General features: G+C 73.1%; 23 protein-coding genes, 3 tRNA genes and 1 pseudogene. 14 read left to right on the top strand and 13 right to left on the bottom strand.

The genetic code is table 11. The features are described 5' to 3' along the window. Nucleotides 1-194: 194 nt before the first annotated feature. Nucleotides 195-2,113: pseudogene (locus DLJ47_RS14830) on the bottom strand (hypothetical protein). Between the two features lie 132 nt (nucleotides 2,114-2,245). Here DLJ47_RS14830 and DLJ47_RS14825 point away from each other — a divergent pair. From DLJ47_RS14825 to amcA, 5 genes are all read left to right on the top strand, one after another. Next, nucleotides 2,246-2,590 carry a sterol carrier family protein gene (locus DLJ47_RS14825; RefSeq protein WP_396778870.1) on the top strand — a complete coding sequence of 115 codons (345 nt, stop codon included), beginning with the start codon at nucleotides 2,246-2,248 and terminating at the stop codon, nucleotides 2,588-2,590. 145 nt (nucleotides 2,591-2,735) lie between these two features. Next, nucleotides 2,736-4,277 carry an amidophosphoribosyltransferase gene (purF, locus tag DLJ47_RS14820; protein WP_109900609.1) on the top strand — a complete coding sequence of 514 codons (1,542 nt, stop codon included), beginning with the start codon at nucleotides 2,736-2,738 and terminating at the stop codon, nucleotides 4,275-4,277. 55 nt (nucleotides 4,278-4,332) lie between these two features. Beyond that, nucleotides 4,333-5,487, top strand: a complete 1,155-nt coding sequence (gene purM / locus DLJ47_RS14815) for a phosphoribosylformylglycinamidine cyclo-ligase (RefSeq protein ID WP_088996880.1) — start codon at nucleotides 4,333-4,335, stop codon at nucleotides 5,485-5,487. Nucleotides 5,488-5,617: 130 nt separating this feature from the next. After that, complete coding sequence (gene amcB / locus DLJ47_RS14810; RefSeq protein WP_342447635.1) at nucleotides 5,618-6,718, top strand: cyclophane-forming radical SAM peptide maturase AmcB; 1,101 nt, start codon at nucleotides 5,618-5,620, stop codon at nucleotides 6,716-6,718. Continuing rightward, nucleotides 6,690-6,923, top strand: coding sequence for a multiple cyclophane-containing RiPP AmcA (gene amcA / locus DLJ47_RS14805; protein ID WP_109900599.1), 234 nt, complete (start codon nucleotides 6,690-6,692; stop codon nucleotides 6,921-6,923). Before amcB ends, amcA begins: the two co-directional genes overlap by 29 nt. A gap of 145 nt (nucleotides 6,924-7,068) precedes the next feature. Here amcA and DLJ47_RS14800 read toward each other — a convergent pair whose 3' ends face one another. Then, the gene (locus tag DLJ47_RS14800) at nucleotides 7,069-7,284 is read right to left on the bottom strand and encodes a DUF3073 domain-containing protein (RefSeq protein ID WP_088996883.1); all 216 of its coding nucleotides are present in this window, start codon (nucleotides 7,282-7,284) and stop codon (nucleotides 7,069-7,071) included. Between the two features lie 293 nt (nucleotides 7,285-7,577). Next, nucleotides 7,578-8,660 (bottom strand): Glu/Leu/Phe/Val family dehydrogenase, encoded by a 1,083-nt coding sequence (locus tag DLJ47_RS14795; RefSeq protein ID WP_109900598.1) that lies wholly within the window; start codon nucleotides 8,658-8,660, stop codon nucleotides 7,578-7,580. 170 nt (nucleotides 8,661-8,830) lie between these two features. Here DLJ47_RS14795 and DLJ47_RS14790 point away from each other — a divergent pair, with 170 nt between their 5' ends. Together DLJ47_RS14790 and DLJ47_RS14785 are read left to right on the top strand one after the other, a co-directional pair. Then, nucleotides 8,831-9,670, top strand: coding sequence for a hypothetical protein (locus DLJ47_RS14790; protein WP_109900597.1), 840 nt, complete (start codon nucleotides 8,831-8,833; stop codon nucleotides 9,668-9,670). Between the two features lie 251 nt (nucleotides 9,671-9,921). Further along, nucleotides 9,922-10,131 (top strand): BldC family transcriptional regulator, encoded by a 210-nt coding sequence (locus tag DLJ47_RS14785; protein WP_007073996.1) that lies wholly within the window; start codon nucleotides 9,922-9,924, stop codon nucleotides 10,129-10,131. A gap of 98 nt (nucleotides 10,132-10,229) precedes the next feature. On the opposite strand, the gene DLJ47_RS14780 is transcribed toward DLJ47_RS14785, so the two are convergent. After that, a complete protein-coding gene (locus DLJ47_RS14780) occupies nucleotides 10,230-10,610 on the bottom strand; it encodes a PPOX class F420-dependent oxidoreductase (RefSeq protein WP_109900596.1) in 381 nt (126 codons plus the stop codon). A gap of 53 nt (nucleotides 10,611-10,663) precedes the next feature. Between DLJ47_RS14780 and DLJ47_RS14775 the strand changes: the two genes are divergently transcribed. Beyond that, the gene (locus tag DLJ47_RS14775) at nucleotides 10,664-11,443 is read left to right on the top strand and encodes a class I SAM-dependent methyltransferase (RefSeq protein WP_109900608.1); all 780 of its coding nucleotides are present in this window, start codon (nucleotides 10,664-10,666) and stop codon (nucleotides 11,441-11,443) included. A gap of 44 nt (nucleotides 11,444-11,487) precedes the next feature. On the opposite strand, the gene DLJ47_RS14770 is transcribed toward DLJ47_RS14775, so the two are convergent. After that, complete coding sequence (locus DLJ47_RS14770; protein WP_088998046.1) at nucleotides 11,488-11,784, bottom strand: hypothetical protein; 297 nt, start codon at nucleotides 11,782-11,784, stop codon at nucleotides 11,488-11,490. Between the two features lie 240 nt (nucleotides 11,785-12,024). Here DLJ47_RS14770 and DLJ47_RS14765 point away from each other — a divergent pair, with 240 nt between their 5' ends. Continuing rightward, a complete protein-coding gene (locus DLJ47_RS14765) occupies nucleotides 12,025-12,882 on the top strand; it encodes a 3-hydroxyacyl-CoA dehydrogenase family protein (RefSeq protein WP_109900595.1) in 858 nt (285 codons plus the stop codon). Then, on the top strand, nucleotides 12,858-13,637 hold the full coding sequence (locus DLJ47_RS14760) for an enoyl-CoA hydratase/isomerase family protein (RefSeq protein ID WP_109900607.1): 780 nt from the start codon (nucleotides 12,858-12,860) through the stop codon (nucleotides 13,635-13,637). The genes DLJ47_RS14765 and DLJ47_RS14760 overlap by 25 nt, the downstream gene beginning before the upstream one ends. A gap of 63 nt (nucleotides 13,638-13,700) precedes the next feature. On the opposite strand, the gene DLJ47_RS14755 is transcribed toward DLJ47_RS14760, so the two are convergent. Next, on the bottom strand, nucleotides 13,701-15,038 hold the full coding sequence (locus tag DLJ47_RS14755) for an ABC transporter substrate-binding protein (RefSeq protein WP_109900594.1): 1,338 nt from the start codon (nucleotides 15,036-15,038) through the stop codon (nucleotides 13,701-13,703). Between the two features lie 161 nt (nucleotides 15,039-15,199). On the opposite strand from DLJ47_RS14755, the gene DLJ47_RS14750 reads away from it, so the two are divergent. Both DLJ47_RS14750 and DLJ47_RS14745 read left to right on the top strand, forming a co-directional pair. Further along, entirely contained in the window at nucleotides 15,200-15,589 is a 390-nt protein-coding gene (locus DLJ47_RS14750; RefSeq protein ID WP_088996890.1) for a hypothetical protein, read from the top strand. A gap of 61 nt (nucleotides 15,590-15,650) precedes the next feature. Further along, complete coding sequence (locus DLJ47_RS14745; RefSeq protein WP_109900606.1) at nucleotides 15,651-16,355, top strand: DUF2786 domain-containing protein; 705 nt, start codon at nucleotides 15,651-15,653, stop codon at nucleotides 16,353-16,355. 7 nt (nucleotides 16,356-16,362) lie between these two features. On the opposite strand, the gene DLJ47_RS14740 is transcribed toward DLJ47_RS14745, so the two are convergent. Beyond that, on the bottom strand, nucleotides 16,363-16,884 hold the full coding sequence (locus DLJ47_RS14740) for an SRPBCC family protein (RefSeq protein WP_109900593.1): 522 nt from the start codon (nucleotides 16,882-16,884) through the stop codon (nucleotides 16,363-16,365). Nucleotides 16,885-17,044: 160 nt separating this feature from the next. Here DLJ47_RS14740 and DLJ47_RS36280 point away from each other — a divergent pair, with 160 nt between their 5' ends. Then, nucleotides 17,045-18,028 carry a hypothetical protein gene (locus DLJ47_RS36280; protein WP_199235854.1) on the top strand — a complete coding sequence of 328 codons (984 nt, stop codon included), beginning with the start codon at nucleotides 17,045-17,047 and terminating at the stop codon, nucleotides 18,026-18,028. 18 nt (nucleotides 18,029-18,046) lie between these two features. On the opposite strand, the gene DLJ47_RS14730 is transcribed toward DLJ47_RS36280, so the two are convergent. Together DLJ47_RS14730 and DLJ47_RS14725 are read right to left on the bottom strand one after the other, a co-directional pair. Continuing rightward, nucleotides 18,047-18,523, bottom strand: coding sequence for a DUF488 domain-containing protein (locus tag DLJ47_RS14730; protein WP_233257842.1), 477 nt, complete (start codon nucleotides 18,521-18,523; stop codon nucleotides 18,047-18,049). A 76-nt stretch (nucleotides 18,524-18,599) separates the two neighbouring features. Beyond that, nucleotides 18,600-19,001 (bottom strand): RidA family protein, encoded by a 402-nt coding sequence (locus tag DLJ47_RS14725; RefSeq protein ID WP_233257841.1) that lies wholly within the window; start codon nucleotides 18,999-19,001, stop codon nucleotides 18,600-18,602. A gap of 104 nt (nucleotides 19,002-19,105) precedes the next feature. On the opposite strand from DLJ47_RS14725, the gene DLJ47_RS14720 reads away from it, so the two are divergent. After that, a complete protein-coding gene (locus DLJ47_RS14720; RefSeq protein ID WP_233257840.1) occupies nucleotides 19,106-20,095 on the top strand; it encodes a helix-turn-helix transcriptional regulator in 990 nt (329 codons plus the stop codon). Nucleotides 20,096-20,226: 131 nt separating this feature from the next. On the opposite strand, the gene DLJ47_RS14715 is transcribed toward DLJ47_RS14720, so the two are convergent. The 4 genes from DLJ47_RS14715 to DLJ47_RS14700 all read right to left on the bottom strand — a co-directional run. Then, nucleotides 20,227-20,300, bottom strand: a tRNA-Phe gene (locus tag DLJ47_RS14715). Nucleotides 20,301-20,400: 100 nt separating this feature from the next. Then, a tRNA-Asp gene (locus DLJ47_RS14710) sits at nucleotides 20,401-20,477 on the bottom strand. A 30-nt stretch (nucleotides 20,478-20,507) separates the two neighbouring features. Next, nucleotides 20,508-20,580: transfer RNA gene (locus DLJ47_RS14705), tRNA-Glu, on the bottom strand. 152 nt (nucleotides 20,581-20,732) lie between these two features. Further along, nucleotides 20,733-21,333 (bottom strand): polysaccharide deacetylase family protein (locus DLJ47_RS14700; protein WP_109900590.1); only part of this gene is annotated, 601 nt, incomplete at its 5' end.

The following is a 21,333-nucleotide window of genomic DNA, read 5'->3' as shown; positions in this document are numbered from 1 at the left end:
CCCGCCCCGGCCAGCGGGTGCCGCGCCCCATCCGCATCGGCGCAGCCCGGGGGCGGCGCGTGGATGGAGCACCCATCGGGAAGCGCGACGCCACGCCGGCGGGGTATTCCCCGGCGACAGCGGCGAACGGAAAGGGCCGCCCGGTCGACCGGGCGGCCCTTTCGGTGTTCGTACGGGCCGGAGGGCCCGGATGGTCAGTCGTCCAGCCAGTCCAGCCGGCGGCCACCCCGGTCCTGCGGCGGCGGGCCGTCCGGCCGACCGCGCCCGCCCTGCGGCTGGTCGCCGTAGTAGCCGCCCTGGTCGTAGCTGTTGTCGTAGCCGCCGCGCTGGGTTGGCGGCTCCTGGCCGTAACCGCCCTGCTGGCCGTAGCCGCCCTGGTCGTATCCGCCGGTCGGCTCGCCGCCGCGGCTGTAGGGGGCCGGGTCGGACTGGCCGTAGCCGCCCTGGTCGTAGCCACCGGTGGGCTCGCCGCCGCGGCTGTAGGGGGCCGGGTCGGACTGGCCGTAGCCGCCCTGGTCGGGCTGGTAGGTGCCGGTCGCGTACGGGTCGGCGGGGGCCGGGTACTGGGTGGCGTCGCCGGTGTACCGGCCGGTCGGCTCGTCGTACCGGTCGCCGTAGCCGCCGCCGTTGGGCGGGTAGCCCGCGGCGCCACCGGCCGGGGCGCCGTAGTCCCGGCTGCCGTAGCCGCCGCCCGAGGCGGGGGCGTTGCCGTAACCGCCGCCCGAGGCGGGGGCGTTGCCGTAACCGCCGCCCGAGGCGGGGGCGTTGCCGTAGCCGCCACCCGAGGACGGGGCGTTGCCGTAGCCGCCGCCGTAGCCACCGGGGCCAGCCGGCTCGTCGCCGTAGCCGGCGCCCGCCCAGCCCGACTGCGGGCTCGCGGCGCCGTACGGCTGCGGCGGGGCGCCGTACGGGTCCGGCGGCACGTCGTCGACCACCGGCCGGTGCATCATCGTCGGCGCGTCGGCGAGCGACCCGCCGCCGGCAACCATTGTCCGGTCCGGTCCGGCGCCGACCCCGTTCACCACCCGGGTCTGGTCGTCCGCGCCCCGGTACGCGCCCCGGGCGGCCGGAACCGCACCCGCGGCGGCGGCGCCCGCCGGGGCGTCCCCGTCGGCGTCGTCGGCGTTCTCCCGGCGCTTCATCCAGAGCAGCACGATGGTGCCGACACCCGCCGCGACCAGCAGGCCGCCGAGCAGGATGATCAGGTAGGAGCCCATGCCGCCGCCGTCGGAGTTGCTGGCGTTGTTCGCCGCGCCCGCCGTCGCCTCCGGCGTCTCCTCGGCCGTCTCGTCGGTGGCCTCCTCGGTCGGCAGCGGCTCCTCGGACGCCGACGGGGTGGCGCTCGGCGTCACCTCGACCTTGATCGCCAGGGACAGCCGTTGGTTGGTGATGCTCTGGCCGGCGCTGGCGGTGAAGCTCTTGGTGGCGACGATGTTGTCGAAGCTCGCGCCGAGGGCCAGCCGGCCCGGGGCGATCGGCTTGTCGCTGGTGCCGGTGAACCGGAAGTTGCCGCTGTCGTCGCTGATCGTCTCGGTGCGCTTGCCGTTGCCGTCCTGGAGCATCACCACGGCGTTCGGCACCGCGCTGCTGTCGGCCTGCTTGACCACCTTGCCGGAAACCGACCGGACGGTCTGCACCTCGGGCGGGGCCGCCGCCTTGACGGTCACGCTGAGCGAAGCGGAATCGGTCCCGTTGCCCTCGACCCGGATCGTCGCCCGGGTGCCGTTCGCCGCCGGGGCGTTCGCGTTCGCCGTCAGGGTCAGGGTGACCGAGGCCCGCGGCGGTACGCCGTCGAAGTTGACGTCTCCGCAACCCCCGGTGCACTGCACGCCACTGGGCAGGCCGGTGACACTGACCTTGGCGGAGTCCTCACCGATCTCCCCGGCGATCTCGACAGCCACGGTGCCGCTGCGGCCGGCGTCGATGGTGACCGAGTTGCCGGAGGATTGGATCCGGGCGGCCTGGGCTGGTGTGGCGGGGACGGCGAGCAGGGCGCCGACGACCAGCGCCACGACCACACCGGCCCGCTGCTTCCAGGCTCGTCGGTGTGTTGACACGTCCACCGCCTTCCGGGCTGACTTCCCTGGACCGGCGGGCGCCGGCCGGGGATCATCACGGTACGAATACGCCGTCGGCAACTATGCCTTGTCTGACCGGATCAGCGCGACCCAGGGGCAGCGTCGGCCCGGCTCCGGGCGAGTCGTATCGTCCCGTGGTGTCCTCTCCGCACATTAAGTCCGCCGCGGTGACGGCGGCGTTGTCGGCGCTCGATGAGGGGCTTACCCCCGAACGACCGGTGCTCCGAGAGGCGGTCCGTGCCCTGTTGACCGCCCTCGCGGAACGCGCCCCCGGCCGATCGGTGGAGGTGCGTGTCCCACCTTACGGTGCAGTTCAGTGCATTTCCGGTCCCCGACACACCCGGGGCACGCCGCCGAACGTGGTGGAGACGGATCCGCGCACCTGGCTGGAACTGGCGACCGGGCGGCTCGACTGGGAACGGGCGGTTACGCAGGGTCGCGTATCGGTGAGCGGGGTCCGGGCGGATCTTTCCGAATATCTGCCGCTCCACGCGGACGGGGAAGCGATCTAGGTAACGGATCGGAGCGATTCCGTGACTTTCTGTATCGACACCGATTCGCGTACACTGTCAGGCGACGACAGAGGTCCCGGCCGAGACGTGTGGGTCGCCCCCGTGATCCGCCAGGCCAGTCCAGATCAGCATGAGGGAGCGGCAGGTGCCCCGAGGCGACGGCCGGCTGAGCCACGACCTTGACCCCCAACGACCCGGCCCGCAGGACGCGTGCGGCGTCTTCGGCGTCTGGGCGCCCGGGGAGGAGGTCGCCAACCTCACCTACTTCGGGCTCTACGCGCTGCAGCACCGGGGTCAGGAGGCGGCCGGCATCGCGGTGAGCGACGGCTCCGGCGTGGTGGTCTACAAGGATCTCGGCCTGGTCGCCCAGGTCTTCGACGAGCCGACCCTGGCCAGCCTGCGCGGGCACGTCGCGATCGGGCACGCGCGCTACTCCACCACCGGCGGGTCGACCTGGGAGAACGCCCAGCCGACCATCCGGTCCACGAGCTCCGGCACGACCATCGCGCTGGCCCACAACGGCAACCTGGTCAACACCGCCGAGCTGCAGCGCGAGGTCGCCGAGCGGGGCCTCGTCGCGGACGGCTCGACCAACGACACCTCGCTGGTGACCATGCTGCTGGCCAGCCGCCCCGACCTCTCCGTCGAGGCGGCCGCGCTGGAGGTGCTGCCGCAGCTGCGCGGCGCGTTCAGCTTCGTCTTCATGGACGAGTCGACGCTGTACGCGGCCCGCGACGCCCACGGCGTTCGCCCGCTGGTGCTCGGCCGGCTCGAGCGCGGCTGGGTGGTGGCCAGCGAGACCGCGGCGCTGGACATCGTCGGCGCGAGCGTGGTGCGCGAGGTGGAGCCCGGCGAGCTGATCGCCATCGACGAGGACGGGCTGCGCTCCACCCGGTTCGCCGTCCCGGAACCCAAGGGCTGCCTCTTCGAGTACGTCTACATCGCCCGCCCGGACGCCACCATCGCCGGCCGGAACGTGCACGCCGCCCGCGTGCAGATCGGCCGCCAGCTGGCCAAGGAGCACCCGGTCGAGGCCGACCTGGTGATCCCGGTGCCGGAGTCGGGCACCCCGGCGGCGATCGGCTACGCCGAGGAGTCCGGCATCACCTACGGCGCGGGCCTGATGAAGAACCCGTACGTCGGGCGGACCTTCATCCAGCCCTCGCAGACCCTGCGCCAGCTCGGCATCCGGCTCAAGCTCAACCCGCTGCGGCAGAACGTGCGGGGCAAGCGGCTGGTCGTGGTCGACGACTCGATCGTGCGCGGCAACACCCAGCGGGCGATCGTCCGGATGCTGCGCGAGGCCGGCGCGCTGGAGGTGCACGTGCGCATCTCCTCGCCGCCGGTCAAGTGGCCGTGCTTCTACGGCATCGACTTCGCCACCCGGGCCGAGTTGCTGGCCAACGGCCTGGACACCGAAGGTGTCCGCCGCTCGATCGGCGCCGACACGCTCGGCTACGTGTCCCTGCCCGGGCTGATCGCCGCCACCGAGCAGCCGAAGACCCGGCTGTGCCGCGCCTGCTTCGACGGGGAGTACCCGATCGAGCTGCCGGCCGGCAACCTGATCGGCAAGCACGTGCTCGAAGGGGTGGGCCGTCGGGTCGCGAACACCACCCCGGACGCCCTCGACCGCACCACCCCGCCACTCGTCGCCACTCCGGGCGGCGCGACCGCACACCGCCCGTAGCACCACCGGCGCCCCGGCCACCGCCACGGCGCCGAGAACCACAAAGGGGAGAACCGTGACGCACGTGTCCGAGCGCAGCGGCGCAGGAAGCAGCCCGACCGGCGCCGGCGGCGAGCGCCAGCCGTGGACGGCCGGTGCCGGCCGCCAGGCGCGCAAACGCTCGGTCTCGTACGCGGACGCCGGCGTGTCGATCGAGGCGGGCGACCGCGCGGTCGAGCTGCTGAAGTCCAAGGTGCGCCAGACCCGGCGGCCCGAGGTGCTGGGCGACCTGGGTGGCTTCGCCGGCCTGTTCCGGCTGGACACCAAGAAGTACAAGAACCCGATCCTGGCCTCGTCCACCGACGGCGTGGGCACCAAGCTGGTGATCGCCCAGCAGATGGACATCCACGACACGGTCGGCATCGACCTGGTCGCGATGGTCGTCGACGACCTGGTGGCCTGCGGCGCGGAGCCGCTCTTCCTGCTCGACTACATCGCCACCGGCGAGGTCGTGCCGGACAAGGTCGCCGAGATCGGCGCCGGCATCGCCGACGGCTGCCGGTACGCCGGCTGCGCGCTGCTGGGCGGCGAGACCGCCGAGCACCCGGGCGTGCTCCGGCCGGACGAGTACGACATCTCCGCCACCGGCGTCGGTGTGGTGGAGGAGAGCGAGATCCTCAGCCCGGAGCGGGTCGAGGTGGGCGACGTGGTCATCGCGATGCGCTCCTCCGGCCTGCACTCCAACGGCTACTCGCTGGTCCGGCACGTGCTGCTCGGGGCCGGCCGGATGCGGCTGGACGTGGTGATCGAGGACTTCGGCCGGCAGCGGACGCTCGGCGAGGAGCTGCTCACCCCGACCAAGATCTACGCGCAGGACTGCCTCAAGCTGATCGCCGAGGCCGAGGTGCGGGCGCTGGCCCACGTCACCGGCGGCGGCATCCCGGGCAACCTGGTCCGGGTGCTGCCGGAGCACGTGGACGCCGTGGTCAACCGCTCCACCTGGAAGCCGCAGCCGATCTTCGACCTGATCCAGGCCAAGGGCCGGATCGAGGACCCGGAGATGGAGGCGACCTTCAACATGGGCGTGGGCATGTTCGCCATCGTGTCGGCGGAGGACGCCGACCGCGCGCTGGCCACGCTGACCGGCCGCGGTGTCGACGCGTGGCAGGCCGGCGAGATCATCGAGGGCTCCGGCAACGTGCAGATGATCGGTCACCACACCCGCGGATGATCACGCTCTGGTGATCGTACGGGCACCTGATCAGGGCTTCACCCGAGTGGCCATCGCCGCCTAGCCTGAAGGGCACCCTCAGGCACAGCGGAGGAGGGCGATGGCTGCTCGGGGACAGTCGTTCAGCGGAATGCGCGGCCTGGCCGCCGTTCCGTCGTACGTCGTGATGCAGCCCACCACCCTCTGCAACCTGGACTGCGCGTACTGCTACCTGCCCTTCCGCTCGGCCGACCGGCGGATGCCGGTGTCGGTGGCCGAGGCGGTCGCGGCGTCGGTCAACCCGTGGGCGGCGGCCGGGCGGTTCTCGGTGGTGTGGCACGGCGGTGAGCCGCTGGCCGCCGGCCGGGAGCACCTGGCCGCGCTGCTGGCCCCGTTCGGGCCGGAGGTCGAGCACCACGTCCAGACCAACGCCACGCTGATCGACGACGCCTGGTGTGCGTTCTTCGCCGAGCACCGGGTGCGGGTGAGCGTGAGCGTGGACGGGCCGCGGGAGCGCAACGGCGACCGGGTGACCCGGGCCGGCCGGCCGGCGTACGACCGGATCCTGCGCGGGGTGGCCGCGCTGCGCCGGCACGGCCTGCCGTTCTCGGCGCTGGCGGTGGTGAGCCGCCCGGAGCCGGGCCGGGCCGCCGAGCTGTACGACTACTTCCTCGCGCTCGGCTGCGACGTGCTCGGCGTCAACATCGAGGAGACCGAGGGGGTCAACACCCGCGGCAACTCACACGACGCCGGGGCGGTGACCGCCTTCTGGGCGGAGCTGGTGGCGGCCTGGCGCCGGGATCCGCGGATCCACCTGCGGGAGGTCGAGTGGTCGCTGCGGTACGCCGCGGCGGTGCTGGACGGCACCGCTGACGACCTGCTGCCGCGCCGGCTGGACCCGATCCCGACGGTCGGCCACGACGGCTCGGTGACCGTGCTCTCGCCGGAGCTGGCCGGCTTCACCGACGCCCGGTACGGCGACTTCAGCAGTGGCAACGTGCTGGCCACGCCGCTGGCCGAGATCCTGGCCGGCGCGGCGGGTACGCCCTGGGTGGGCGAGTTCCTGACCGGCGTGGAGGCATGCCGCTCGTCCTGCCCCTACTTCGGCTTCTGTGGCGGGGGTCACGCGGCCAACCGCTACTTCGAGCTGGGGCGTTTTGACGGTACGGAGACCGAGCACTGCCGCAACAGCAAGATCCGCCTACTGGAGGGAGTGTTGGAGCATGCCCGAGACCACCAGTCACCGGCCTGAGCGCGTGGCGGGTGCCGCCCCGGACGGGGTCGCCGAGCGGGTGCGGGAGGCCGCCCCGGGACTCACCGCGCTGCTGCACGAGGCCGAGGCCGCGCGACGGCTGCGGGCGGAGGTGGCGGGCGGCGACGGTGCCAGCGCGGTCTGCGCCTGGAACCACTTCGAGAACATCCCGACGTTCTACAACTGGAACAACCGGCCCCGCTGAGGCGGACCGGGATCAGGGACCTGCCGATCGACCGGAGTCGCCTCCGGCGCGGTCAGGTCCCTGATCGTCGGTCATGGCGCCGCTTCGATGGGCGCATGCGTGAGCACGCGGGAGGTTGCCGCGTGCTCAGCTGCGACCGGAGAGGTCAGCGGGTCGGACGGACCCAGGTGTCCGGGTCCTCGTCCGCGTGATCCTCATCATCGTCGTCGACATACTCTTTGTAGTCGTCGTCGAAGTTGTGCTCAGACTTACCAGCACCCGCCAACTCGCGCTGCAAGGCGGTGAGGTCGGTGTTCGGGGAGTGGTACTTCAACTCCCGCGCCACCTTCGTCTGCTTGGCCTTAGCACGGCCGCGCCCCATGGCTCGACCCCCTCGCACAGAATGCGGGGCAGCCCGAAGGCGGGCCCCGATGACGTCAGGCATCTCTCGTGGCTCTTACGGTACATGGGGATGCCACCGTTCGGCACCTCGGGTTACCGTCGACCGGCCCTGCGCGTCGCGGTTATCCGGTCGTCACACAGTGTACCCGGTAAGGAGCGGTGCTGCGAGCACCCATGACACCGGACGAATCCCCACGAACCGACCCGATTCTCAGCTTAACGGCGTGCCCCGGTCCGGGGGCGGAACCGGCACGGCCCGCCCCCGGCGACGGGTCAGCGCAGGTGGATCGTGCGCAGCCGGCCGACGTCGGCCATCCGCCGCTCGGCCAGCCGGTCGGCGGCGACCGCCGGCGGCACGCCCTCGGCGTCGGCGAGCTGGAGGATCTCCCGGGTGGTGTCGTAGATCCGGGTGGCCCGCAGCTTGGCCCGCTCGAAGTTGAAGCCCTCGATCTCGTCGGCGACCTGGATCACGCCGCCGGCGTTCACCACGTAGTCGGGGGCGTAGAGGATGCCCCGGTCGGCCAGCAGCTTCTCGATGCCCGGGTGGGCGAGCTGGTTGTTGGCCGCCCCGGCGACCACCTTCGCGCGCAGCGCCGGCACCGTGTCGTCGTTGAGCGCGCCGCCCAGCGCGCACGGGGCGTACACGTCGATGTCGGCGGCGACCAGCATCGCGGCGTCGTCGACCAGGGTGACCTGCGGGTGGGTGGTGCGCGCCCACTCCAGCGCCTTCGGGTTGACGTCGGTGGCCACCACCTCGGCGCCGTCGTCGAGCAGGTGGCCGACCAGGTACTTGCCGACCTTGCCCAGGCCGGCCACGCCGACCCGCTTGCCGTGCAGCGTCGGGACGCCCCAGACGTGCTCGGCGGCCGCGCGCATGCCCTGGAACACGCCCCAGGCGGTGAGGATCGACGAGTCGCCGGCGCCGCCGTGCTCGACGCTGCGGCCGGTCACGTAGCTCGTCTCGCGGGCGATCACGTCCATGTCGGCGACGTAGGTGCCGACGTCGCAGGCGGTGTAGTAGCGCCCGGCCAGCGACTCCACGAAGCGGCCGTACGCGCGCAGCAGCGCCTCGGTCTTGATCTGCTCGGGGTCACCCCAGATGACCGCCTTGCCGCCGCCCAGGTCCAGCCCGGCGAGGGCGTTCTTGTAGGCCATCCCGCGGGACAGGTCGAGCACGTCGGCGAGGGCCGCCTCCTCGCTGTCGTACGGGTAGAACCGGGTGCCGCCGAGCGCGGGCCCGAGCGCGGTGGAGTAGATACCGATGATCGCCTTCAGGCCGGTCTGCTTGTCCTGGCAGAAGACCACCTGTTCGTGACCGGTCGATCCCGGGTCGTCGGTGCTGGCGAATACGCCCATGGCTTGCTCCTGTGTCGGTGTGCGTCCTTGTGGGCCGCGGACCTGGTGGGACGCCGGCGGGATGCTGCCGGTGCCGCTGAGCCTAGTATCGGCCGACGCCGTCCGGTCGCCCCAGGCACGTGGGGGCGGCGCGACGGCGCTCGGGTCCCGATTCGTGGGAGGATCGCGCCGTGCCGTCGCTCTTCGCTTCATACCTGCGCGTGTATGAGCCGCTGACCGCCTTCGACCGGGACCGCCAGTCGTACTGGCGGCGCTACGTCGAACAGGGCCGGGCGGTCGCCCCGGTCGAGGGGCCGGGCCGGCAACGGACGTCGGTGATCGAGGCGCTCGGCGCCGGGTGGACCCGGCTGCCCGATCCGCCGGACGAGGCGTACGTCCTGGAGACGGACGACACGCTGCTGGTCTGCCCCTGGAACCTGCGCATCCGGGTGGCCGAGGCGGCGCTGAGCGCCCGTGACGGGGTGCCCCCGGTGCTCGCCGACGCGTTCGTGCCGCCGGTGCTCGCCGGCCAGGCCAAGGCGGTGGTGGAGGACTGGCGCAGCGGCGCCCGGGTGCTGGAGCACGGCGTGCCGCGGGTGCACGAGCAGGTGGCCACCTGGGGCGTACCGCTGCGCTGGTTCGTGCTCTTCGAACCGGCCGAGCGGGACCTGGTCACCCGGCCCGGGCGGCGGGCGCTGCGCTACCGGACGGAGATCTCCAAGGCCCGGCGCCGGTCGTCGCGGGCGCTGTCCGTGCTGCGCAAGTCGGTCGGCGAGGCGCCGATCACCGAGGCGGTCGAGGAGGCCGCCCGCTGGCTGGAGGAGTTCCACCCGCGCTCGGTGGTCGAACTGGACTACGGCGGCCTGGTCGAACTGCTCTCCGACGAGACGCTGGCCGCCGACGACTCGCCCGAGCTGGTCGCGGCGGGTCTGGCCGGGCTGTCCCGGGGCGAGGCCGAGGAGGCGTCCGCGGCGTACGACAAGCTGGTGGCCCGGTGGCGCGCGGTGCAGTTGCTGGAAAGGTGCAACTGATCACCAACCGGTCAGGGAGCGCGCCCAAGGTGAGCAAGACTCGTAGCTAGCGCATCACGAACCGTGATCATGAGTCCGAATAAGGTACTTTCTGCCGTGTAAAAGTCGCATAAATCGGGCATGGTTCATCCGTCCGTCTAGGGACGTTCGGCCGTTCGGCCCATGTCGGACATCGGGGACTAGCCGGACCATGGGAGACGCGTCGGCCGGCGGGACCCCGGCCGATGTCTATACATGTGGAGGAGTGACCGATGGCATCGCGAACGCACGAACCAGAGCCGCTACTCACGCCGGCCGAGGTGGCGTCGATGTTCCGTGTCGACCCGAAGACGGTGACCCGGTGGGCGAAGGCTGGCAAGCTCAGCGCCATCCGGACCCTCGGTGGCCACCGCCGTTACCGCGAGTCGGAGGTCAGGGCCCTGCTGCAGGGGCAGATCCCCCAGCAGCGCCAGGGGGACTGACGGCCGGGAGCCAGCAGACGAACTGCCCGAGGGGGCGGTGGAGCCATTCCACCGCCCCCTCGTCGCGTCCGGTGCGGCGTCGTCCACGGGTGTCCCGCTCAACCGGCCAGGGTGACCCGGACGCCGACGGTCCCGCCCTCGCCCCGGCGCAACCGGCTGCCGAGCAACGAGAGCCGGCCGATCAGCCGGTACTTCTGCTTGATCAGGTCGCGTACCCGGCGGGTGCCGGCCGGGTCGCAGAGGGTGGCGTGGCCCGACACCGCCTCGCCGTGCGGCCGACCCCGCACGTCGCAGGGGGCCACGGTCACCTCGCCGCTGCGCCGGATCCGCTTCACCTTGCCGGAGTTCGCCGCCGTCCACACCGCCAGCGCGTCGCCGTCGCGGACCGCCCAGACCGGGGTCGGCACCGCCCGGCCGTCCTTGCGGAAGGTCGTGAGCAGCAGGTACTTCTCCGCCGCGAGGCGGTCCAAGGTGGTCACGCCGCCAGGATACGACCGCGCGGTTGACTGACCGGCCGGATAGCGTGAAGCCCGTGACGGGTGAGCCACGGATCGGTGACGTCTTCGGTGAACTGCTGCGCGACGCGTACGCGGTGGCCACCGGGATCGGCCCGCGTCCACTGGCCGGCGGGCGGCTGCCGCGGCCGGTCATCGAGATCATCGAACGGGACGACGGGCTGGTCAACGGCGCCCCCGCCGCGCACTACCTGGACGGTCCCGCCGACTGGCAGCCGTACGACCGGCGGGCGGTGGACCGGGTGCGGGGCGCCACCCTGGACGTCGGCGTCGGCGCCGGCCGGATCGCGCTGGAGTTGCAGGACCGAGGTGTGCCGGTGACCGGGTTGGACACCTCGGCCGGGGCGCTGGACGTGTGCCGACGTCGGGGCGTACGCGACCTGGTGCACGGCACGGTCGACGAGCACGTCGCCGACGGCCGGCGGTACGACACGTTCTTGCTGCTGGGCAACAATCTCGGTCTGATCGAGGGGCGGGAGCGCGCCCCGGCGTTCCTCGCCGCGCTCGCCGCGCTGGCCCGCCCGGGCGCGCAGGTCATCGCGCACGGCACCGACCCGTACGGCACCCGCGACCCGGTGCACACCGGGTACCACGAACACAACCGCCGGCGGGGCCGGCTCGGCGGCCAGCTCCGGCTGCGGCTGCGCTATCGCGAGCTGGGCACCCCGTGGTTCGACTACCTGGTCTGCTCGCCCGACGAGCTGGGCACGCTGGTCCGGGGCACCGCCTGGCGACTGGCCGACGTGGACGACCGGGACGCCCCGTACTACCTGGCGACGCTCCGGCTGGCCGGCTGACACGGACGGGCCCCCGCCGCGCGGCGGGAGCCCGGGCGGGTCGGTCAGACCTGGACGGTCGGCGGCAGCTGCTCGGGCGGGAGGCCGCCGTCGCCGTCGATCACCTCGTCCGGGGTGCCGTCCTCGTCGAGGTCGACCATGGTGACGTCGACCTTGCCGTCGTGGTCGGTGTCGAACTGGAACAGGTCGGCCTTGCCGTCGCCGTCGGTGTCCACCACCCACACGTCGGTCCGGCCGTCGTTGTTGGTGTCGGCGCGCAGCAGCTCCACCCGCTCGTCCCCGCGGGTCTGCACGGTCTCGGTGGTCTCCGCGCCCGCGACGCCCTCCGGTGCCTGGCTCATCTCCACTGGTCCTTCCCTCGGTTGACCGCCGTCTGTACCCGATCCGCCGCGCCCCCACGCGTACCGGCGTAACCGGGGCTCATAGGGTCGCACCATGAGCGAGCGTCAGCGAGCGAATCATCGGTGCAGCGCGGTCGTGCCTCAGGACGGCATGGAGCGCAGTACCGGCATGAGCGGATGGAGCGGACCGTCGGGCGCGGGCGACCCCCGTGTCGCCGCCGGACGCGACTGGGAGGCGTGATGGGCGATCGGTTCGTCGTGGTGGGCGCCGGCACGATGGGGCTCGGCATCGCGTACGTGGCGGCGGGCGCGGGGCACACCGTCGAGCTGGTGGAGGTCGACCCCGGCCGGGGTGCGGCGGCCATGACGCGGCTCGCCGAGCTGTGGGACCGGGCGGTGCGGCGCGGGAAGCTGACCGCCGACCGGGCGGCGGCGGACCGGGCGCGGGTCACCCTGCGCGCCGCCCTGGCCGAGGTGGCCGACGGGCCGGACGTGGTGGTGGAGGCGGTGCCGGAGCGGCTCGACCTCAAGCGGTCGGTGCTGCGCGACGCCGAGGCGCTGCGCCCGGCGCTGCTGGGCAGCAACACCTCCAGCATCCCGATCGCCGAGCTGGCCACCGGCCTGGCCCGGCCGGAGCGGTTCCTCGGGCTGCACTTCTTCAACCCGGTCTGGGCGATGGCGCTGCTGGAGGTCGTGGTCGGCCCGGCCACCGCCGAGGAGACCACCGCCGCGGCGGTCGCGCTCGCCGGGCGGCTGGGCAAGGACCCCGTCGTGGTACGCGACCTGCCGGGCTTCGCCACCTCCCGGCTCGGCGTCACCCTCGGCCTGGAGGCGATCCGGATGGTGGCCGACGGGGTGGCCTCCCCGGCCGACATCGACAAGGCGATGGTGCTCGGCTACCGGCACCCGGTCGGTCCGCTGGAACTCACCGACCTGGTCGGGCTGGACGTGCGGCTGGACATCGCGCGCACCCTCCAGGCCGCGTACGGGGACCGGTTCGCGCCGCCGCCGCTGCTGGTGGAGATGGTGGCCGACGGGCGGCTGGGCAAGAAGTCCGGGCAGGGCTTCTACCGCTGGGAGAACGGGGTGAAGGCGTGAACGCGGCCCACGGCACCGGACTGCGGATCGAGGAGCACCCGGACCGGCTGGTGGTCACGCTGGACCGGCCGGAGAAGCGCAACGCGATCGACGCCGACCTGATCACCGAGCTGCACGCGGTCTGCGCCGAGTTGGAGGCGCGGCCGCGGCTGTTGCTGCTCACCGGCGGGACGGACGGCATCTTCGCCGGCGGGGCGGACATCGGGCAGCTGCGCGAGCGCGGCCGGCTGGAGGCGCTCGCCGCGATCAACTCCGCCGCGTTCGCCCGGATCCGGGCGCTGCCGATGCCGACCGTGGCGGCGGTGGACGGCCCGGCGCTGGGCGGCGGCGCCGAGCTGGCGTACGCCTGCGATCTGCGGGTCTGCACGGAGCGCGCGGTCTTCGGTCAGCCCGAGGTGCGGCTCGGCATCCTGGCCGGCGCCGGCGCGACGCACCGGCTGCTGGCGCTGGTCGGCGAGGCCCGGGCCAAGGAACTGCTCTTCACCGGGCGCCGGGTGGATGCCGCGGAGGCGTTGCGGATCGGGCTGGTCAACCGGGTGGTGGCCGAACCCGCCGAGCTGCTGCCCACCGCGCACGGTCTGATCGACGAGATGGCCAAGGGCTCCGCGCTGGCGCTGCGGCTGACGAAGCTGGCCGTCGACGCGCCGGCCGCCGCCCACCCTCAGCTCGACCTGGTCAGCCAGGCGGTGCTCTTCGAGGACGAGGAGAAGCACCGGCGGATGACCGAGTTCCTCGAACGGCGCCGCCCGCGCTGACCCCGGAACGACGGACGGCCGCACCGGTCAACCGGTGCGGCCGTCCCGCGTCTGGTGCGGCGGTCAGTGCCGGATCTGCACCCCGGCGTCCGCCAGCGCGCGGATCACCTGCGCCGACTCGGCGAACCCTATGATCAGCACGGCCTCGGCGCCGAAGTCCTTGATCTCCTTCGCCCCGTCGGTGAAGTCGACCGGCGCGGCCTTGGCGTCCTCCGGCGGGTCGTAGGTGAGCAGCTTGACCCGGTCGGAGCCGAAGCCGGCCCGCTCCAACTCCTCGCGGACGTTGCCCTGCAGGCCCTCACCGTAGGAGTCCTTGCGAGCGACCAGAGCGATCTTGCGCGGACCGTCGCGCAGTATCACGTCGGCGAGCGCCCGGCCCTGGAGGCTGTCCGGCGGCGCGGTACGGAAGTAGAGGCCGTTGTCGTCCACCTCGGTCAGGCTGGCGTCGGTGTTCGACGGGGAGATCATCACCTTGCCGGCCTTCACCACCTCCGGCAGCACGGCCCGGGAGATGCCCGAACCGCCGGCGCCGATGATGACGTGCACGCCCGCCTCGACGTGGCTGGCCACGGTGGCCTTGGCGATCTCCGGGTTGGTGCCGTCGTCGCCGTCGATCCAGGTCACCGGCTCGCCGAGCACGCCGCCAGCCGCGTTGATCTCCTTGAGGGCCAGCGCCGCGCCGGCCGCGATCGGCGGGTTGGCCAGGGCCAGGTCGCCGGTCTTCGGCAGCAGGCCGCCCAGCACCAGCGGGGCGTCCTTGGCCTTGCCGCGCTGCTTCTTCGGCTTCGGCGGGGCCTTGCTGCTGGCCGCCGACTCGTCACCGGCACCGACGAACTCGGTCTTGCCGTCGTTGAGCTGCTGACCGTCGAAGTGCAGCGTGGCGTAGCTGGCGGTGGCCGGCTCACCGGCGTCGGTGAAGCCCGCCCGGGTGAGCGAGACGCTGCGGTACTCGACGTCCTGCCCGTCGCGGGCCAGCGCGAGGCAGCTCGCCGGGTCCTCGCAGCGCTGCCCGCCGTTGGTGACGCCGACGATCTGCTTGGCGATGGCGGCCGGGTCGGTGGTGCCGGCCAGCTGGGCGGCCAGCGCGCTGATCACGACCGCGTCGTACGCCTCGGCGGAGTAGAGGAAGTCGCCCAGCTTCGGGTCCACGGTGCGTAGCCGGTTCTTGAAGTCCTCCGGCAGCGGCGTGAGCGGCGTGGTGCCCTTCATGCCGTCGACCAGATTGGCCCGCTCCTTCAACTCGGCGGGGTACGAGTTGAGCATGTTGCCGTCGGTCCCGTAGAGGCGCACCTGGTGGGTGGTCGCCTCCTCGGGCTGGTCGGTCCCGCAGGCGCTGGTAGCGAGCAGGAACGTCGCGCAGGCGGCCAGGGTGGCTGCCCGCGAGGCGCGTGAGATGAGCATGGTCGTCCTTCCTCCGGCGAAGGTCCGTTGCGCACATTAGCGTGCCGGCTCGAACCGTGGGACCGTGGAGCCCCGTCAATCCGCAGGTAGACCGCGCTGCCTACGCAGAGTGACGGGTGGCCGGAGGTGGTGGCTTGACCCGTCCCTCTACTGTGCGGTGCGTGACGAACTCACCACAGCAGATCCGCGACGACGCGGCCGCCGTGCTCCACTCCGCGCTGGCCGGCGACGGCGACGCGGTGGTGGGCACGTTCGACGCGGTGGTCGACCGGTCCGGTCTGGCCGGCGCGTACGGAGTGGCGTGGTGTCTGGCCGCCGCCATGGTGGGTGACGAGGTACCGCGGGGGGCGTGTGCGCTGGACTTCCCCGGCATCGACCAGGCCGGCTACGACACCCGCTGGGTGGCCCGGTTCGTCAGCGCGTACGCCAACGCCGACGTGGACACCGGCGAGGCCCTGTTCGGCGCGGCCGCCGCCGACGGCCTGCTCTCGGACTGCCTGCTCACCCTCGCCGGCTCGACGGTCGCCACGCTGCGCCACCGAGCCGGCTGAGCCCCTGCCGCCCGGTGGTCGGCGCGCCGGGGAGTCGGGCCGCCGTGATAGGTCTGTGGGCATGTCCGAGGCCATGCTGAGCAAGGTGCGCAAGCTGCTGGCCCAGGCCGAGGACCCGGCCTGCACACCAGCCGAGGCGGCCGCGTTCACCGCCAAGGCGACCGAGTTGATCGCCCGCTACGGCGTGGACCGAGCGCTGCTCGCCGCCCGTGACCCGGCCACCGACCCGGTCGGCGACCGGGTGGTCGAGGTGGTCGCACCGTACGCCCGGGACAAGGCGGGTCTGCTCGCCGCGGTCGCCGAGCCGCTGCGCTGCCGCTGCGTACGCCGCCGCCAGGGCAGTGGGTTCGCGATGCACCTGTTCGGGTTCGCCAGTGACCTGGAGCGGGTGGACCTGCTCTTCACCTCGCTGCTGGTGCAGGCGGCCCACGGGCTGGCCGCCGCCGTGGTGCCGGCGGGGGAGCATCCGGCCGCGTACCGGCGCTCCTGGCTGGCCGGCTTCGCGCAGATCGTCGGCGGGCGGTTGCGCGCCGCCGAGGAGGGCGCGGCCACCGAGGCGGGCGGCCGCTCCGTCGCGTTGGTGCTCGCCGACCGCTCCGACCGGGTGCAGCGGCGGCTCGCCGAGGTCTATCCGGGGCTGCGTACCGCGCCGCCGCGCCGGTTGGCCGGCTCCGGCTTCGGTTCCGGCGCGGCCGCCGGTCGCCGCGCCGACCTGGGTGGCCGCAGGGTTCCCGCTCCCGGCGGCCGGCCCGGCCTGGGCCGCTGAGCCGCCGTCAGCTGATGTCGGCGTGCCGCCCCACCGAGGCGGCGTAGCGGGAGAGCAGCTCGTGCCAGCCGGCGGTGAGCGCCTGCCGGTAACCCTCCGCGGCGTCGCCGTGCCGGTCGAAGTGCCGGTGCACGACCTCGACCCGGGTCTGCCCGGGCCCCTCCGGGTGGAAGAGCACCTCCACCTCGCTGGCCCGCGCCGGGTCCGGCACCGGCACCCGGTCGGCGCCGATCTGCCAGGTGAAGACCAGCCGCCGGGGCGGGTCCCAGGTCAGTACCCGGCCCCAGTCGTTGCGGAAGCCGTACGGGCCGATCTCATAGAGCATGCCGCCGGCCCGCGGCTCGATCCCCAGCTCGGCCAGGTGCGCCGGCCCGGACCAGGTGTATTCGGTCACCCACCAGTCGGTGAGCGCCCCGGTGAACACCGCGAACGCCTGCGCGGTGGGAGCGGGGACGAGGAGGCTGCTGCGTAACGAGAACCGCTCGGAATCCTGCTGGATCTTCGCCGGATCGGCCGTCTCCTGTCCCATAGGCCCGGACCATACCGGCTGATGCCCCGGTGTGCAGCTTCGAGCGGTGCCCGGTTCCGGACAGCCGACGCGGGCAGGGATGGTCGGCTCGCGAACGGGTAACCGCGCCCGGTGCGGCCGGGCCCTCCCGGCCGTGGTCGTCAGCGGGGGAGCGACGGAGATGAGTGAAACCGGGTCGGGTCAGCAGGGTCAGCGGCAGGAGCAGCCGGGCGGGCAGCCGCCGGGCCGGCGGGACGAGCCGGCGGGCCAGCGGCCGGGCGAGCGCACCCGGTACGCGGAGTACGGCGAGGAGCCGCGCGGGCCGGGCCGGCAGGGTGAGCCGGACGTGCTGCTGGACGTGCCCGACCTCCGGGTGGAGTCGATCCGGCTGGCCGTCGACGACCTGCGGGCCGACCTCTCGCTCAAGGCCCGGCTGGCGAACCTGGTGCAGTTGGACGCCGGCGTGCGGGTCGACCTGCACGGCGTCGAGCTGGACATCACCGACGTCCGCGCCGAGGCCGTGCTGAAGGTGCGGCTGGAGGAGCTGCGCCGGATCCTGGACCGCGCCCTGACCACCATCGAGCGGAACCCGCAGATCATCGAGACGCTGGCCGGCAGCGTCGGCGGGGTGGTCGACGACGTGCACCGGAGCGCCCAGCAGGTCACCGGCAGCACCGAGCACCTCGACATGGTGGTGGACCGGCTCGGCAAGCAGATCGGCTCGATCAGCGCGCAGGCCAGGTACCAGGGGCCGGAAGCGGTCGTCCAGCAGGCCGCCAAGGGCGGCCAGGAGCAGCGCGGCGGTGGCCAGCAGCAGGGTGGCGGTGGCGAGGTCGGGCAGCGGCAGCAGGGTGGCGGGACGCCCGGCGGTGGGCAGGCCGAGCAGGCGCGACCGGGTGGTGCGCCGGGCCCGCCGGGCGGCGGCCAGGGGCAGCAGCCAGGTGGCGGCGGCCAGCCGGGCGGTGCCGGGCCGGGCAGACCGGAACAGGGTGCGCAGGGTGCCGGTCAGGGCCGACCGGGCGGCGGTCAGGGTGCGCAGGGTGCCGGCGGGGCCGCTCCCAACCCGGCGGACCTGGCCGCGCAGGCCAGCGAGGCGCTCCGGCAGGCCGGGCGCAGTGTCTGGGAGGCGATCCAGAGCGGGGTGAGCCAGCACCGGCCGCGCTGACCGGAGGAATCTCACGCGTCACATCGGGCCCAGGTGCTCGATCGTGACGCGGTGCTGCTCGGCCAGCCGCTGGGCGATCAGCGAGCGGTGACACGCCTCAGGGTCGCGCTCGACACAGAGCAGCGCCGTGGTCCCGCCGCTCGGCAGCGCCGACACGATCGGCGTGAGGTCGACGCGGTCGAGGATCTCGGTGCGGTAGCGGCGGGTGAACTCGGCGCCGAGCCGTTGGCGCGAGCGCTTGCCGACCCCTTGGCGGTCGTCCTCGGCGTACTGGAGCTGGCGTAGCTCGGTGGTCGGGGCGAGCTCGGGGTGATGCGCGTAGGCGATCCGGGCCTCGGCGAGGGCCGCCTGCAGGCGGAGGGAGTTCGCCCAGGCGTACTCGGGGCCGCGGACGCTGCGGCGCTGGCGTACGTCGAGCAGCAGGCGGACGTCCGCGTGCCGCAGTCGTCGCAGGAAGGACTCGGCGTCGAAGCCGTAGACGCCGATCGTCGCCATTCTGCGCACCGGAATCACCCACCTGTCTGCTGCTCGTGCCGCCCCCGGCGGCCCTGCCGGGGGCGGCGAGGTCGGATCACGCGACGGCGGTCCCCTCGAGCTCGACCATCAGGTCGGGGATCGCCAGCCGGGTCACCCCGAGCATCGTGGTGGTCGGCGCCACCCCGGCCGCGCCCAACCGTGACGCCAGCACGCCGTAGTGCCCGAAGAGCAGATCGACGTCGGTGGTGTAGACGTTGAGCCGGACGAGGTTCTCCAGGGACATGCCGGCCTCGCCGAGTACAGCCTCCAGGTTGTCGAGGCTCAACGCCAGCTGTGCCGCCATGTCACCGGCGTGCTGGGGCTTGCCGTCGTCGTTCATCGCGGTCTGCCCGGAGCAGTACAGGGTCCGGGTGTGCCCGGAGACGAGCTCACCCTGGTTGAATCCCATCGCCACCGACCACGTCACCGGGTTGACCGTCGTACGCTCCACAGCCACATCTGCTCCATTCGGCTCATCGTCGATCGGCTCGGTCGCCAGCTCGACGTCGTGGTGACGAGCCTGCCAACGAATCACGACATCCTGTGTCGCGTATTCCTGGCATGATCTTCCGGGTGCGGGCCGACCGGTTGGTCTCGCTGGTGCTGCTGCTGCGCCAGCGCGGTCGGCTGTCCGCGACCACGCTGGCCCGCGAGCTGGAGGTGTCGACCCGCACCGTCCTGCGCGACATCGAGGCGCTGTCCGCGGCCGGCGTTCCGGTCTACGCCGAACGCGGCCGGCGCGGCGGGTTCGCGTTGTTGCCCGGCTTCCGGACCGAACTCACCGGACTGAACCACGACGAAGCGCTCGCCCTGCTGGTCGCCGGATCGCGGCGCGGCGCACAGGCGTTCGGCCTCGGCTCGGCGCTCGCTTCGGCCATGCTCAAGGTGGTCGACGCGCTGCCGGAAAGCTATCGGGACACCGCGGCCAGCGCGGTCGAGCGACTGCTCATCGACCCGGAGACCGACCTGCTCGCGCGCCGGCAGGTCGCCGAGGAGGTGCCCGACGCCATCGTGGCCGAGGTCCGGCGCGCGGTGTTCGCCGGGCATCGGCTGCGCATCCGCTACGCGGCCGTGGGCCGGTCCCCGCAGTGGCGCACGGTGGACCCGATCGGCCTGGTCACGGTGCGCGACCAGGGCTACCTGCTGGCCACGAGGGCTGGCGAGGACCGTACCTACCGGCTGTCCCGGGTGCTGGCCGCCGAGGAGCTCGCCGAACCCGCACAGCGACCCGACCGGGTCGATCTGGACCGGGCCTGGCAGGATCGCAGCACGCGGTTCCGGACCGGCGGCGACCAGGTCACCGTGCTGGTACGGGTGAACCCGGCGCGGCGCGAGGACCTGGTGGGCACCGCGCTGGCCGTCCTCGCCGAAGAGACCGAGGCGGACGGCTGGCTGCGGCTGGAGGTGACCTTCCAGGATTCGAGGCACGCCGAGTGGGCGCTGTGGCAGCTCGCCATGAACGCGGAGGCCCTGGCCCCGCAGTGGCTGCGCACCTCCCTGCGCGACCGCGCCGCCGCGATCGCCACCCGCTACGGAGCGGCGCCATCCTGAGCTGACCAGGGTCCGGTGGGCAGGAGCGGTCGATCACGGCCAGCGACGATCACGGCAGCAGGGGCACATACAGAACGGCCCCACCGGCGTTTCCGCTGGTGGGGACCGCTGTAGCCCGGCGAAAGGCTATGTGGCCAGGGGCGGGGTCGAACCGCCGACCTTCCGATTTTCAGTCGGACGCTCGTACCAACTGAGCTACCTGGCCGTGCTCCCGGCTCATGCTACCCGCAGGGCGGGGATTCCGCCGCGAGGGTCGCACGCTCCGATACGCAGAACGCCGCGCGGGTTGGGCGCGGCGTCAGCGCTGGCGGTCCTGACGGGACTTGAACCCGCGACCTCCGCCTTGACAGGGCGGCGAGCACTCCGACTGCTCCACAGGACCTAGCTTTGTTGCTCCGGCTTGCGCCGGTCGTGCCCCCAACGGGATTCGAACCCGTGCTACCGCCTTGAAAGGGCGGCGTCCTGGGCCGCTAGACGATGAGGGCGGCCCCGCCATCATTGCACACTCGCAACTTCAAGCGGACTTGCTCCCATCCGGCCCCGCCGGAGGCTTGGAAAGCATACGTGATGCCCGGCCGGTCGACCAAACCGGTATGGCAGTAGCCACAACGACCCACGAAACCGCAGGTCAACGGGCTCAGCGGAGCTTGGTGACGCCGTAGCGGCGCTTCAGGTCACCGATCAGGGCGGGGCAGGCGGCCAGGGTCGCGTGCCGGTCACCGCCCCCGTCGTGCAGCAGCACGACCGCGCCGGGCCGGGCGGCGTTGTGCACCCGCTTGGCGATCGTGGCCGCGGGCGGCTTCCCCCAGTCCTGCGGGTCCACGGTCCAGTGCAGGGACTTCATGCCGAGCTGCTTGGCGGTCGCCACCACCTCGGCCGTCCACCGCCCGCCCGGCTGCCGGTAGAACGGCACCCGCGCCCCGGGGACGGCCGCCTGGATGGCCTTGTTCGTCCGGACCAGGTCGGCCCGGATCTCCGCCACCGGCCGCCGGCCGAGGTCCAGGTCGTGGTTCCAGCTGTGGTTGCAGAGCTGGTGGCCCTCCCGGACGATCCGCTCGACCAGCTGGGGGTGCCGGCGGGCGTTCCGCCCCACCACGCAGAAGGTGGCGGTGACCCGGGCCGCCCGCAGCCGGTCGAGGACCTTCGGCGTCCAGACCGGGTCGGGCCCGTCGTCGAAGGTGAGCGCCACCTGGCGGACGCCGGTGCCGCGCTGCAACCCGGCCGGCAGGGTCTTCGGC

The sequence above is a fragment of the Micromonospora sp. S4605 genome, assembly GCF_003176715.1.
Lineage (GTDB): Bacteria > Actinomycetota > Actinomycetes > Mycobacteriales > Micromonosporaceae > Micromonospora > Micromonospora echinaurantiaca.
This window is presented reverse-complemented; position numbering and strand designations above follow the sequence as displayed.